At 64.2% G+C, this 12,341-nt stretch carries 14 protein-coding genes; 11 read left to right on the forward strand and 3 right to left on the reverse strand.

Annotated elements, in window-relative coordinates; genetic code table 11:
- Positions 1-129: 129 nt before the first annotated feature.
- The 3 genes from IVA92_RS32625 (at position 130) to IVA92_RS32635 (ending at position 2,629) form a co-directional block, all read left to right on the forward strand.
- A complete protein-coding gene (locus IVA92_RS32625) occupies positions 130-456 on the forward strand; it encodes an NIPSNAP family protein (RefSeq protein WP_247275974.1) in 327 nt (108 codons plus the stop codon).
- Positions 457-572: 116 nt separating this feature from the next.
- Complete coding sequence (kdsA, locus tag IVA92_RS32630) at positions 573-1,421, forward strand: 3-deoxy-8-phosphooctulonate synthase (protein WP_247275975.1); 849 nt, start codon at positions 573-575, stop codon at positions 1,419-1,421.
- On the forward strand, positions 1,421-2,629 hold the full coding sequence (locus tag IVA92_RS32635; protein WP_247275976.1) for an MFS transporter: 1,209 nt from the start codon (positions 1,421-1,423) through the stop codon (positions 2,627-2,629). The genes kdsA and IVA92_RS32635 overlap by 1 nt, the downstream gene beginning before the upstream one ends.
- A 40-nt stretch (positions 2,630-2,669) precedes the next feature.
- Here IVA92_RS32635 and queF read toward each other — a convergent pair whose 3' ends face one another.
- Both queF and IVA92_RS32645 read right to left on the reverse strand, forming a co-directional pair.
- Entirely contained in the window at positions 2,670-3,122 is a 453-nt protein-coding gene (gene queF, locus IVA92_RS32640) for a preQ(1) synthase (RefSeq protein WP_247275977.1), read from the reverse strand.
- Positions 3,123-3,173: 51 nt separating this feature from the next.
- Positions 3,174-4,151: a lyase gene (locus IVA92_RS32645; protein ID WP_247275978.1), complete on the reverse strand. Its 978-nt coding sequence runs from the start codon at positions 4,149-4,151 to the stop codon at positions 3,174-3,176.
- A gap of 174 nt (positions 4,152-4,325) precedes the next feature.
- Here IVA92_RS32645 and eno point away from each other — a divergent pair, with 174 nt between their 5' ends.
- The 5 genes from eno to IVA92_RS32670 all read left to right on the forward strand — a co-directional run bounded on the left by eno (position 4,326) and on the right by IVA92_RS32670 (position 9,197).
- Positions 4,326-5,609 carry a phosphopyruvate hydratase gene (eno, locus tag IVA92_RS32650; RefSeq protein ID WP_247275979.1) on the forward strand — a complete coding sequence of 428 codons (1,284 nt, stop codon included), beginning with the start codon at positions 4,326-4,328 and terminating at the stop codon, positions 5,607-5,609.
- 44 nt (positions 5,610-5,653) lie between these two features.
- Complete coding sequence (locus IVA92_RS32655; protein WP_247275980.1) at positions 5,654-6,793, forward strand: zinc-binding dehydrogenase; 1,140 nt, start codon at positions 5,654-5,656, stop codon at positions 6,791-6,793.
- Positions 6,794-6,904: 111 nt separating this feature from the next.
- Positions 6,905-7,903 carry an MBL fold metallo-hydrolase gene (locus IVA92_RS32660; RefSeq protein WP_247275981.1) on the forward strand — a complete coding sequence of 333 codons (999 nt, stop codon included), beginning with the start codon at positions 6,905-6,907 and terminating at the stop codon, positions 7,901-7,903.
- Between the two features lie 226 nt (positions 7,904-8,129).
- Entirely contained in the window at positions 8,130-8,681 is a 552-nt protein-coding gene (locus IVA92_RS32665; RefSeq protein WP_247275982.1) for an NAD(P)H-dependent oxidoreductase, read from the forward strand.
- A 198-nt stretch (positions 8,682-8,879) separates the two neighbouring features.
- The gene (locus IVA92_RS32670) at positions 8,880-9,197 is read left to right on the forward strand and encodes a septum formation initiator family protein (RefSeq protein WP_008567889.1); all 318 of its coding nucleotides are present in this window, start codon (positions 8,880-8,882) and stop codon (positions 9,195-9,197) included.
- A gap of 168 nt (positions 9,198-9,365) precedes the next feature.
- Here the strand turns inward: IVA92_RS32670 and IVA92_RS32675 are convergent, their stop codons facing one another.
- Complete coding sequence (locus IVA92_RS32675; protein ID WP_247275983.1) at positions 9,366-9,536, reverse strand: hypothetical protein; 171 nt, start codon at positions 9,534-9,536, stop codon at positions 9,366-9,368.
- Between the two features lie 54 nt (positions 9,537-9,590).
- Between IVA92_RS32675 and pdhA the strand changes: the two genes are divergently transcribed.
- Genes pdhA through IVA92_RS32690 form a run of 3 tightly spaced genes read left to right on the forward strand, consistent with a single transcriptional unit; the run spans position 9,591 to position 12,340 of the window.
- Complete coding sequence (gene pdhA, locus IVA92_RS32680) at positions 9,591-10,613, forward strand: pyruvate dehydrogenase (acetyl-transferring) E1 component subunit alpha (RefSeq protein WP_247275984.1); 1,023 nt, start codon at positions 9,591-9,593, stop codon at positions 10,611-10,613.
- A 29-nt stretch (positions 10,614-10,642) separates the two neighbouring features.
- The gene (locus IVA92_RS32685) at positions 10,643-12,034 is read left to right on the forward strand and encodes a pyruvate dehydrogenase complex E1 component subunit beta (protein WP_247275985.1); all 1,392 of its coding nucleotides are present in this window, start codon (positions 10,643-10,645) and stop codon (positions 12,032-12,034) included.
- A gap of 3 nt (positions 12,035-12,037) precedes the next feature.
- The gene (locus IVA92_RS32690; protein WP_247275986.1) at positions 12,038-12,340 is read left to right on the forward strand and encodes a DUF5076 domain-containing protein; all 303 of its coding nucleotides are present in this window, start codon (positions 12,038-12,040) and stop codon (positions 12,338-12,340) included.
- Position 12,341: the final 1 nt, after the last annotated feature.

Below are 12,341 nucleotides of genomic sequence, written 5' to 3' on the forward strand. Positions count from 1 at the left end.
GCTGCGACGCGGTGACAGTGAAGGGGGCACCAGCCATGCGCGGAACGCCGCAGGGGCGGCCGGGTGAGGCTCAAGACAGCATCACGGCCAATCGTTATAACCGCTGCACTTGATCAGGGAGGAACATGAATGATCTACGAAATGCGCCAGTATCGCTGCGTGCCTGGCCGTTTGCCGGCGCTCTTGAAGCGGTTCGAGACGGTCACGCTGAAGCTCTGGGAGAAGCACGGCATCAAGCAGGCCGGCTTCTTCACGACGCTGATCGGTGAGTCCAACCAGGAGCTGACCTATTTTCTGGCCTGGGAGACCCTTGCCGAGCGCGAGAAGAAGTGGGGCGCGTTCATGATCGATCCGGATTGGCTCGAGGCGCGGGTCAAGTCGGAAGCCGATGGCCAGATCGTCGCCAACATCGTCAGCCAGATACTGACGCCGACCGCTTTCTCGGCGGTGAAGTAGTGAGCCTGGCGCGGCGGGGAACCTTGGTGCAACCCTGATATTCGAACGGTCCCGGCCGAAGAGGGTTGATCCGACCCTCATCGCCGCTATGGTCGCGCCGAAACGAGGGATTTGCCTTGAGCTCTTCGAATTCAGCGGCGCCGGTCGTCACCATTGGCACGGTCAAATTCGGCAATGACCTGCCGATCTCGGTCATTGCCGGGCCGTGCCAGCTCGAGAGCCGCCAGCATGCGCTGGAGGTCGCCTCCGCGCTGAAGGAGATCGCCGCGCGGCTGAACATCGGCCTCGTCTACAAGACCTCGTTCGACAAGGCCAACCGCACCAGCGCGTCCGCTGCGCGCGGGCTGGGCCTCGCGCAATCGCTGCCGATCTTCGCGGAGATCCGCTCCTCGCTCGGCTTGCCGGTGCTGACCGATGTGCACGAAGCCACGCAATGCGCCGAGGTGGCGCAGGCCGTGGACATCCTCCAGATACCCGCCTTCCTGTGCCGGCAGACCGATCTGCTTCTTGCAGCGGCTGCGACCGGGAAGGTCGTGAACGTCAAGAAGGGCCAGTTCCTGGCGCCTTGGGACATGGCGAATGTCGTGACCAAGATCACGGGTGCGAACAATCCCAATGTGCTCGTTACCGAACGCGGCGCCTCGTTCGGCTACAACACGCTGGTTTCCGACATGCGCGCATTGCCGATCCTGGCACGCACCACCGGCGCGCCTGTGATCTTCGACGCCACCCATTCGGTGCAGCAGCCGGGCGGGAAGGGGACTTCCTCGGGCGGCGAGCGCGAGTTCGTGCCGGTGCTGGCACGCGCGGCTGTTGCCGTTGGCGTTGCCGGCGTCTTCATCGAGACCCATCCCGACCCCGACAGCGCGCCCTCCGATGGTCCCAACATGGTGCCGCTGCGCGAGTTCGAGGGGCTGATCGCCAAGCTGATCGCGTTCGACGCACTCGCAAAGAACCCGGGCTAATGCAGCGAGGCGAGGCGCGGCCGCAGGATCACGGCTTGCCGACAGCACTCTACGTCATATCGGGCGCAAGCTTCGCCGCAGCGCTTTCGGCACGCGCGCTCGATCCGGTGCTGCCGCACGTCGCCGAAGATTTTGGCGTCAGCATCGCGACCGCCGCCGGCTTTGCTGCGGTGTTCGCCTTCACCTTCTCGATCATCCAGCCCATCATCGGCGCCGCCGCCGATCTATTCGGCAAGACGCGGCTGATGATCGGCTGCCTCGCGCTGCTCGGCCTTGCCAACATCCTGGGCGCGCTCTCGACCTCGTTCTCGGTTCTGTTTGCGACCCGCATCCTCGCCGGTATCGGCTCGGGCGGCGTGTTTCCGGTGGCGCTGAGCCTGACCAGCGATCTCGTTGGGCCGGAGAGACGCCAAGTCGCGATCAGCCGCACGCTTGCAGGCGCGATGACCGGCAATCTGCTTGGCGCCTCGGCCTCCGGGCTGATCGGCGATTTCCTCGGTTGGCGCGGCGTGCTCGCGGTGCTCGGCGTGCTGGTGATCGCCGCCTCGATCGCGGTCGCGGCCGGCTTTCACGGCGCCAAGGTCAAGCATCCGCCGAAGACCAGCCTGTCGGCACTGAAGGCCGGCTATCGCACCATCTTCACCAATCCGAACGCCTATGTCTGCTACTCGGCCGTGTTCATCGAAGGCTGCTGCGTGCTCGGCCTGTTTCCCTACATCGCCTCGTTCCTGTTTGAGCTCGGGCAGACCTCGCTCTCGATCGCCGGCATCGTCATCGCGGGCTTTGCGGTCGGCGGCTTGTTCTACACGCTGACGGTGTCGCGCCTGCTGCCGCGGCTAGGGATGAAGGGCATGATGATCGCGGGCATGACGCTGGTGGCCTCACAGCTCATGGCCGTCGCATTCGGCCCACGTTGGGAAGTGCAAGCACTGAATCTCGTCGTGATGGGATGGGGCTTCTACATCGCCCATGGCTGTCTGCAGGTCTTCGCCAGCGAGCTCTCGGTCGAGGCGCGCGCCACCGCACTGTCGCTGCATTCGTTCTTTTTCTTCATGGGACAGACCGTTGGGCCGCTCGCCTATGGCTTCGGGCTCCAGCATGCTGGCAAAATGCCGACGCTGGTCGCGAGCGCCGGGATCATGGTGGTGCTGGGCTTCGTCTGCGCCCGGTTGCTCAAGCCGCGTGCACCGGCGGATGCGCGGGCCTGAACAATACCGTTCAGGCCACGCCAAGCTGGACAACAGGACGCTATCCCCGCCCGCGATAAGGCGCGACACCTTGCTCCGGCACCCACAATCCTTTCGGCACGCGGCCGGTTTGCCAGAACACGTCGATCGGAATGCCGCCGCGCGGATACCAATAGCCGCCGATGCGCAGCCATTTCGGCTTGATCTCGCTCGCGATGCGCTTGCCGATCATCACGGTGCAGTCCTCGTGGAAAGCGCCGTGATTGCGGAAGCTCGCAATGTAGAGCTTGAGCGACTTCGACTCCAGCAGCCATGGGCCCGGCGCGTAGTCGATCATCAGATGCGCGAAATCCGGCTGGCCCGTGACCGGGCACAGCGAGGTGAATTCCGGCACGGTGAAGCGCACCAGATAATCCGTGCCCCTCTGCGGATTGGGCACGCGATCGAGCTGCGCTTCTTCCGGTGTGTGCGGCCACTCGACCGCGCGGCCAAGCTGCAGGGATTTCTTCGCCATCGTCGTCACATCCTGTTTCGGATGCCGGGATGGACGCAAATGTCGCTGTCGTCAACCGGCGGCGATGGTGTGGATCATGACGATCCGGTCGTTGCCGGATTCGCAGCCCCAGAGCTCGCCCGGCCTGCCGTCGAGCTGTCGCACATTGGCATTGGCCTTATTGCTGGCGAAGACGTTGAACCGCTCGGTTGTGGGATCGAAACGGACGATGGCGTTGGCGGAGAAATCGCTCAGCCAGACCTTATCCTTATCGTCGACATAGACTGCGTAGGGCCGGGGGCGCTCGCCCGGCAGCTTCCAGGTCTTCCAAGAGCCGTCCGCGGGATCGTGCACCGAGACATGGCCGCTGTTCCACTCGCTGACCCAGATCCGGCTCTTCGAATCGGACCACACCCGCCGCGAGCCTTGGCTCGGCGTCGGCGGCTCGACCACGCTCGCATTGCCGCTCGCGCGGTCAATCTTCGCGATGTAGCTCCCAGCGAGCGAGGCGTACCAGATGTCGCCGTCCGGGGTGACCGTGATGCCGTAGGGGCCGATTCCCTTGGGCGCCTTGAACACATTCATGTCGCCAGACTTCGGCACGAGCCGGCCGTAATAGCCGGACTGACCGGTGAACCAATACGTGCCGTCCTTGTCGAACACGCCGGTGTTGAGATTGGCGGCGGCGAACTTTTCCGGCAGGCGGAACAGCGTGACCTTGAGATCGCCGGGGTCGGCCCGCGCAATTGCGTTCTGGCCGCCCTCGGTGATCCATGGCGCGCCGTCGGGGCCGATGGTCACCCCGTGCGGGGCAGCACCCTGGCCGAGGCTGACCGTCTTGAAGGTGCCATCCTTGGGGTCGAGCCTGCCGAGCATGCCCTTGCCCTGCGCGGTGAACCACACTGTGCCGTCAGGGGCGGGCGTCAGATCGTGCAGGCCGATGCCGGCACTGATCGGGAAATACTTTGTCCGGAACGGGCCTTCCTGCGCGAAACCTGGGCGGATGGCGAGCAGGGCGGCGCTTGAGACAAGAAACTCGCGGCGATTCATGGCGTTACCCCGACTGTTTCAGATTGAGGTTGGACGCGCAGATCAGATGCCGTGGAGCATAATCTGAGGGGCTTCACGGGTCAGTCGAAGCCAGCCGTCCAAGCGTTCACATTTGCTTGCGCTCCGTGTAAGACCCGCGACACCGATCAGCCCTAACGAACGGAAGTGCACATCATGACCGCCATCATCGACATCATCGGCCGCGAAATTCTCGATAGCCGGGGCAATCCCACGGTCGAAGTCGATGTCGTGCTCGAAGACGGCGCACTGGGCCGCGCCGCGGTGCCGTCGGGGGCCTCCACCGGCGCCCATGAAGCGGTGGAACTGCGCGACGGCGACAAGGCCCGCTATCTTGGCAAGGGCGTCTCCAAGGCGGTCGGCGCCGTCAACGGCGAGCTCTTCGAGGCCCTCAGCGGCCTCGATGTCGAGCAGCAGGCCCAGATCGACCAGATCATGATCGACCTCGACGGTACGCCGAACAAGAGTCGCCTCGGCGCAAACGCCATTCTCGGGGTATCGCTGGCCTGCGCCAAGGCGGCCGCGAACTCGCTGGACATGCCGCTCTATCGTTATGTCGGCGGCACCTCGGCGCGCCTCTTGCCGGTGCCGATGATGAACATCATCAATGGCGGCGTGCACGCCGACAACCCGATCGACTTCCAGGAATTCATGATCCTGCCGGTCGGCGCATCGAGCTTTGCCGAGGGCCTGCGCTACGGCGCCGAAGTCTTCCATACGCTGAAGTCGGAGCTGAAGAAGGCCGGCCACAACACCAATGTCGGCGACGAGGGCGGCTTCGCGCCGAACCTGCCGTCGGCCGATGCCGCGCTCGACTTCGTCATGAACGCGATCGGCAAGGCCGGCTTTAAGGCCGGCTCCGATATCGTGCTCGGCCTCGATTGCGCCTCGACCGAGTTCTTCAAGGACGGCAAATACGTCTATGAAGGCGAGGGCAAGACGCGCTCGATCTCCGAGCAGGCGAAGTACCTTGCCGACCTCGTCGCGCGCTATCCGATCGTGACCATCGAGGACGGCATGTCGGAGGACGACATGGACGGCTGGAAGGAGCTCACCGACCTCATCGGCAAGAAGTGCCAGCTGGTCGGCGACGATCTCTTCGTCACCAACGTCAAGCGCCTCGCCGAAGGCATCAAGGCGGGCAGGGCCAATTCGATCCTGATCAAGGTCAACCAGATCGGCACGCTCACCGAGACGCTTGCCGCGGTCGAGATGGCGCACAAGGCGGGCTACACCTCAGTGATGTCGCACCGCTCGGGCGAGACCGAGGATTCCACCATCGCCGATCTCGCGGTCGCCACCAATTGCGGTCAGATCAAGACCGGCTCCCTTGCGCGGTCCGACCGCACCGCCAAATACAACCAGCTCCTGCGCATCGAGCAGCAGCTCGGCAAGCAGGCGCTCTACGGCGGCAGGGCGGCACTGAAGGCGCTGGCTTAAGCCGGCGCTTCGACCTGCGAAACGACGAACAGGGGAGGATCGACATGAGCGACGGCAACACCGGACTGCAATTGCGTTCGCTGATCAAGGCGAGCGGCGAGCTGGAAATCTCGCTGGTCGACGTGCCGACCCCCGAGCCTGCCGCGGACGAGGTCGTCGTCCGCGTCGACGCGGCGCCGATCAATCCGTCCGACCTCGGGCTTCTGATCGGCGCGGCCGACATCAGCACGGCGAAAGCTTCGGGCAGCAAGGACGCTCCCGTCATCACCGCGAAGGTGCCGGAGGGCGCGATGCGGGCGATGGCAGGCCGGCTCGACCAGTCGATGCCGGTCGGCAACGAGGGCGCCGGCGTCGTCGTCAGGACCGGCTCGTCGGATGCCGCCAAGGCGCTGATGGGCAAGACTATCGCCATGATCGGCGGTGCGATGTATTCGCAATATCGCACGCTGAAGGTGAGGGAGTGCCTGCCGCTGCCTGAGGGCACGACGCCGGCCGAGGGCGCCTCTTGCTTCGTCAATCCGCTCACCGCGCTCGGCATGACCGAGACGATGCGGCGCGAAGGTCACAAGGCCCTGGTGCACACCGCGGCCGCCTCCAATCTCGGCCAGATGCTGAACAAGATCTGCATCAAGGACGGCATCCCGCTGGTCAACATCGTGCGCAGCAGGGAGCAGGCCGACATCCTGCACAAGATCGGCGCCAAATACGTGGTCGATTCCACCGCGCCGAGCTTCCTCGGCGATCTCACCGATGCGCTAGTCGAGACCGGCGCCACCATCGCCTTCGACGCTATCGGCGGGGGCAGGCTGGCCGGCGACATCCTCAACTGCATGGAAGCGGCAATCAACAAGACCGCGAAGGAGTACAGCCGTTACGGCTCCAACGTGCACAAGCAGGTGTACGTCTACGGCGCGCTCGACACGCGGCCGATCGAGCTGCCGCGCGGCTTCGGCATGGCCTGGGGCGTCGGCGGCTGGCTGCTGTTTCCGTTCCTGATGAAGATCGGGCAGGCGGACGGCGCCAAGCTGCGCCAGCGCGTCCTCGACGAATTGAAGACCACCTTCGCCAGCCATTACACCAAGGTGGTCTCGCTTGCCGAGGCGCTCGATCCCGCCAACATCGCCGTGTACGCCAAACGCGCCACAGGCGAAAAATTCCTCATCAACCCGAATAAATTATCGTGATGTGCGACGGCACGTCACCGAAAGAAGGACTTGCCTTCTGAGCGAACCGGGGGATTATTCCCGCCGCCGTTGAAAGCGGAAAAACCGCAAGGCACTCAGAAGGGGATCTGCATGACCGACCTCAATCGCCGTCACCTGCTTGCAGGCGCCGCCACCCTCAGTGCGGCTGCCGTTACCGGGCTTGGACCGATCGCCGCCGATGCCTCAGTGCCGCCGGCCGGAACGCAGGCGCCGGGCTTCTATCGCTATAAGGTCGGCAGCTTCGAGTGCACCTCGATCAATGACGGTGCGCGCACCTTCCCGATGCCGGACAAGTTCGTCGTCAACGTGCCGAAGGACGAGGCGCTGGCCGCAGGCGAGGCGGCCTACATGCCGAAGGGCATGGTCACGGTGCCCTTCAACCCGCAGCTCATCAATACCGGCTCCAAGCTGGTGCTGATCGATACCGGCAACGGCATCGCGAATTTCGAGCCGAGCAAGGGCGCCGTCGGTCGCACGTTGCAAAATCTCCAGGCCGCTGGCGTCGATCCCAAGAACATCGACGTCGTGCTGCTCTCGCATCTGCATCCCGACCACACCAACGGCATCCGCCTCGCCGACGGCGCGCTCGCCTTCCCGAACGCGGAGATCATGGTGCCGGGCAAGGACTGGGAGTTCTGGACCAGCGAGGACAACGCCGCCAAGGCCGAGTCCAACGCGATGATGAAGAATTATTTCGCGAACGTGAAGAAGACCTTTGCCGGCCTCGAGTCCAAGGTCACCAAGTACGAGTGGGGCAAGGAGGTCGCGCCCGGCATCACCTCCATCGCGACGCCGGGTCATACGCCCGGCCACACCTCGTTCGCGGTCGCATCGGGCGATGCGAAGGTGCTGATCCAGTCCGATGTCACCAACATTCCGGAATTCTTCCTGCGCAATCCGGACTGGCACGTGATGTTCGACACCGATGCCGCGCTGGCGCAGGCGACCCGCCACAAATTCTACGACATGGCGGCGGCCGAGAAGGCGACCGTGGTCGGCTTCCACTTCTCCTTCCCCTCGATCGGCCATGTCGAGAAGGACGGCGCAAAATATCGCCTGATCCCATCGGCGTGGAATCCAACGATCTGATCTGGGTTAGTCTCGTCTAGACGTTCGCGCGAATGATCGGGCCGCCACTTGGCGGCCTGACTGTTTTGGCCAACAGGTCAAAGGACGCGATTTCCCCAGAAGAGCCGAGGGCACTTTCACGAAACACAGCGTTTCCAAATCGAGCCAGTTCATGCACTTGCATCCATCGGTCCGGATGGCTTAAGTGCCTTCCCGGCACTCCCGCTCAAGATCCCAAGGACACACCATGGCCTACAACATTGTCACGATCGCCGGCAGCCTGCGCAAGGACAGCTTTTCGCTCAAGATCGCCAATGCCCTCGCCAAGCTCGCACCTAGCTCGCTCAAGCTCGAGGTCGTCACGCCGGCGGGCATTTCCTTCTTCAACCAGGACCTCGAGGGCGCGCCGCCCGCCGACTGGCTGGCCTTCCGCGAGAAGCTTCAGAAATCTGACGGCGTCATCTTCGTCACGCCCGAATACAACCGCTCGATCCCGGGCGCGCTGAAGAATGCCATCGACGTCGCCTCGCGGCCCTATGGCAAGAGTTCGTTCAACGGCAAGCCGGTCGGCATCATCTCGAATTCGCCGGGGCCGCTCGGCGGGGTCAGCGCTGCCAAGCATTTGCAGACCATCCTGCCTGGTATCAGCGGCCCGATCATGCAGCAGCCGGAGGCCTATCTGAACGCCGTGGGCGACGCCTTCGATGCCGAGGGCAATCTGACCAAGGAGTCGCTGAAGCCGGTGCTGCAGGCCTATCTCGACGCCTTCGCGGCGCACGTGGCGAAGCATCACGGCTAATCCAAGTCGCCGGCGGCTAGACGCCAGGTCCTGATCTTGAGGAGGCGCGTCAGCGCCGTCTCGAAGGATGGCCGCGGGGACAGCGGGGCCTTCATGATTCGAGACGGCCGCTATGCAGCCTCCTCACCATGAAGGTCAGATCCTCGTCAGCTAGGGCCGATTAGCACTCCCTTAACCAACCTGTCCCATCTTCCCAAGATGGTCTCCCGCGCGCGCCTGAAATCGATCCTGACCGGCCTTGCCCTGTATGCGATGGCGGCGGCCATCGTCGGCTATTTCGGCGTCAACGCCTACACCGGCAAATACGGCCTCAATGCCCGCCAGGAGCTCGATCAGGAGATCATCGCCCTGACCAGCGAACTGGCGCAGCTCAAGCGCGAGCGCGCCCGGAGCGAGCAGCGCGTCTCTTTGCTGCGCACGTCGAGGATTGATCCTGACATGCTGGACGAGCGGGCGCGCTACCAACTCGACTATGTCAATCCGCATGATCTCGTTCGGATGATCCCGGCGAAATAGCGTTCTCGCTGCCGAGCGGTCGTGACATGATCGGCCATGGTGTCTTGGTCGAAACGGTCGGGGCGTCGGGCGTGAGTCCCAAAAGATGATGCTCGATCACGACCCGCAGACCAAGAAGCTCCCGAAGAGGGTCGGCTTCTTCTGATTGGGCGGACGGAGAGGGCGGCGTCATTTCGGCATCGCCCGTCCTCCCCATTTCTTGACGCGGTCACGAATCTGCGCGTGCGGCAGCCTTGCATCGAATTGTTGCCCGATCGGCGCCAAAGATTTTCCAATATTACGATCACGTTGCAGTGCGGCATAATGAAAGTCGTGCCATGCCGCCGCGGTGCTTTCCAACGGTGTTTGACTTGGGTTAGAGAGGGCGAAAGTTTTCTCTGACCCGGAATTCCCATGGCCGCACCCAAGAAAGCCGCCGCAAGCACTCCACAGGACAAGGCCGACGGCGGTCCGCCCCCGGAATTCACCAGGGAGCAGGAGCTCAAGGCGCTCCGCGACATGCTCCTGATCCGGCGCTTCGAGGAAAAGGCTGGCCAGCTCTACGGCATGGGCGCGATCGGCGGTTTCTGCCACCTCTATATCGGCCAGGAGGCCGTGGTGGTCGGCATGCAGATGGCCCTGAAAGAGGGCGATCAGGTCATCACCGGCTATCGCGATCACGGCCACATGCTCGCCACCGGCATGGACGCCAACGGCGTGATGGCCGAGCTCACGGGCCGCCGCGGCGGCTATTCCAAGGGCAAGGGCGGCTCCATGCACATGTTCAGCAAGGAGAAGCACTTTTACGGCGGCCACGGCATCGTCGGCGCGCAGGTCTCGCTCGGCACGGGTCTCGCCTTCGCCAATCACTATCGCGGCAACGACAATGTCAGCGTCACCTATTTCGGTGACGGCGCGGCCAACCAGGGTCAGGTCTATGAGAGCTTCAACATGGCGGAGCTCTGGAAGCTGCCGGTGATCTACGTCATCGAGAACAACCGCTACGCTATGGGGACCTCGGTCTCGCGCGCCTCGGCGCAGCAGGACTTCTCCAAGCGCGGCGCCTCCTTCAACATTCCCGGCAAGCAGGTCGACGGCATGGACGTCCGCGCCGTGAAGGCTGCGGGCGAGGAGGCGGCGGCCTGGTGCCGTGCCGGCAAAGGCCCCTACATTCTCGAGATGCAGACCTACCGCTATCGCGGCCACTCGATGTCCGACCCTGCAAAATATCGCACGCGCGAGGAGGTCGAGAAGATCCGCCACGACCAGGACCCGATCGAGCAGGTACGTAACCGCCTCTTGGCGGCCAAGGTCAGCGAGCAGGATCTGAAGGCGATCGACGCCGAGGTGCGCGACGTCGTCAACGCGTCCGCCGATTTCGCCCAACATGATCCCGAGCCGGATGCCGCCGAGCTCTGGACCGACGTTTACCGCTGAACGCGCGCAAGCTTTCTTTTGGAGTCGATATGCCAATTCAAGTGCTGATGCCCGCGTTGTCGCCCACGATGGAGAAGGGCAACCTCGCCAAATGGCTGAAGAAAGAGGGCGAGACGATCAAGTCCGGCGACGTCATCGCCGAGATCGAGACCGACAAGGCGACGATGGAAGTCGAGGCAACCGATGAGGGCACGCTCGGCAGGATCCTCATTCCCGAGGGCACCGCCGACGTTGCCGTCAATACGCCGATCGCGACCATCCTCGCCGATGGCGAGAGCGCCGCCGATCTCGCGAAGGCCCCAGCGCCGGCCAAGCAGGAGAAGGCTGCGGAGTCCGCGCCGCCCGCCGCCGCCAAGTCCGAGGCCCCCCAGCCCAAGGCGGCGCCGTCCGCGCCGCAGCCCGTGGCCGAGCCCGATCCGGAGGTACCCGCCGGCACCGAGATGGTGACGCAGACCATCCGCGAAGCCTTGCGCGATGCCATGGCCGAAGAGATGCGCCGCGACGGCGATGTCTTCGTGATGGGCGAAGAGGTGGCCGAATATCAGGGTGCCTACAAAGTCACGCAAGGGTTGCTTCAGGAGTTCGGCGCCAAGCGCGTGATCGACACGCCGATCACCGAGCACGGCTTTGCCGGTGTCGGCGTCGGTGCCGCGATGACGGGCCTCAAGCCGATCGTGGAGTTCATGACCTTCAACTTCGCCATGCAGGCGATCGATCAGATCATCAACTCCGCGGCCAAGACGCTGTACATGTCCGGCGGCCAGATGGGCTGCTCGATCGTATTCCGCGGGCCCAATGGTGCCGCTGCGCGGGTCGCAGCCCAGCACAGTCAGGATTACTCGGCCTGGTATTCGCACATTCCCGGCCTCAAGGTGGTCGCGCCGTATTCGGCGGCCGATGCCAAGGGGCTGCTTAAGGCCGCCATCCGCGATCCCAACCCGGTGATCTTCCTCGAGAACGAGGTGCTCTACGGTCACACCGGCCAAGTACCCAAGCTCGACGATTTCGTGATTCCGATCGGCAAGGCGCGCATCGTGCGCTCCGGCGGCCACGTCACCATCATCTCGTGGTCGAACGGCATGACCTATGCGCTCAAGGCCGCCGACGAGCTCGCCAAGGATGGCATCGAGGCCGAGGTGATCGACCTACGCACGCTGCGCCCGATGGACACCGAGACCATCATCAACTCGGTCAAGAAGACCGGTCGTGCGGTGACGGTGGAGGAGGGCTGGGCTCAGAGCGGGGTCGGCGCCGAGATCGCCGCGCGCATCATGGAGAACGCCTTCGACTATCTGGACGCGCCGGTTACGCGGGTCTCCGGCAAGGACGTGCCGATGCCCTATGCCGCGAACCTGGAGAAGCTCGCGCTGCCCTCGGCAGCGGAAGTCGTCGAGGCCGCCAAAGCCGTCTGCTACAGGTAGACCATGGCGGGCCCCAAGGAGCAGCCACTGCCGCCCGACGTCATGACCCGCGAGGACGCGGTCGAGATCCTGCGTGTGTTCGTGCTGGACGGTGGGCTGTCGATGGCGTTCCAGCGCGCCTTCGAGGAGCCCGACATGTGGGGCCTGCTGCTCGTCGATCTCGCGCGCCATGCCGCGCGCGCCTATGCGCGCGAGAGCGAATACACCGAGGAGGATGCCTTGAACCGGATTCTGGAGATGTTCCAGGCCGAGATCGAGCGTCCGACCGACACCGGCAGCACGACGCCACGCGGCAAGGGGCACTGAC

This window comes from Bradyrhizobium sp. 154, from assembly GCF_023073875.1.
Lineage (GTDB): Bacteria > Pseudomonadota > Alphaproteobacteria > Rhizobiales > Xanthobacteraceae > Bradyrhizobium.

What these genes read in the sequence shown, in the direction of transcription:
- IVA92_RS32655 (WP_247275980.1), top strand. Translation starts at nt 5,654, where the DNA reads ATGAGCGACGGCAACACCGGACTGCAATTGCGTTCGCTGATCAAGGCG.
- IVA92_RS32685 (WP_247275985.1), top strand. Translation starts at nt 10,643, where the DNA reads ATGCCAATTCAAGTGCTGATGCCCGCGTTGTCGCCCACGATGGAGAAG.
- pdhA (WP_247275984.1), top strand. Translation starts at nt 9,591, where the DNA reads ATGGCCGCACCCAAGAAAGCCGCCGCAAGCACTCCACAGGACAAGGCC.
- queF (WP_247275977.1), bottom strand. Translation starts at nt 3,122, where the DNA reads ATGGCGAAGAAATCCCTGCAGCTTGGCCGCGCGGTCGAGTGGCCGCAC.
- eno (WP_247275979.1), top strand. Translation starts at nt 4,326, where the DNA reads ATGACCGCCATCATCGACATCATCGGCCGCGAAATTCTCGATAGCCGG.
- IVA92_RS32635 (WP_247275976.1), top strand. Translation starts at nt 1,421, where the DNA reads ATGCAGCGAGGCGAGGCGCGGCCGCAGGATCACGGCTTGCCGACAGCA.
- IVA92_RS32625 (WP_247275974.1), top strand. Translation starts at nt 130, where the DNA reads ATGATCTACGAAATGCGCCAGTATCGCTGCGTGCCTGGCCGTTTGCCG.
- IVA92_RS32665 (WP_247275982.1), top strand. Translation starts at nt 8,130, where the DNA reads ATGGCCTACAACATTGTCACGATCGCCGGCAGCCTGCGCAAGGACAGC.
- IVA92_RS32645 (WP_247275978.1), bottom strand. Translation starts at nt 4,151, where the DNA reads ATGAATCGCCGCGAGTTTCTTGTCTCAAGCGCCGCCCTGCTCGCCATC.
- IVA92_RS32690 (WP_247275986.1), top strand. Translation starts at nt 12,038, where the DNA reads ATGGCGGGCCCCAAGGAGCAGCCACTGCCGCCCGACGTCATGACCCGC.
- IVA92_RS32660 (WP_247275981.1), top strand. Translation starts at nt 6,905, where the DNA reads ATGACCGACCTCAATCGCCGTCACCTGCTTGCAGGCGCCGCCACCCTC.
- IVA92_RS32670 (WP_008567889.1), top strand. Translation starts at nt 8,880, where the DNA reads ATGGTCTCCCGCGCGCGCCTGAAATCGATCCTGACCGGCCTTGCCCTG.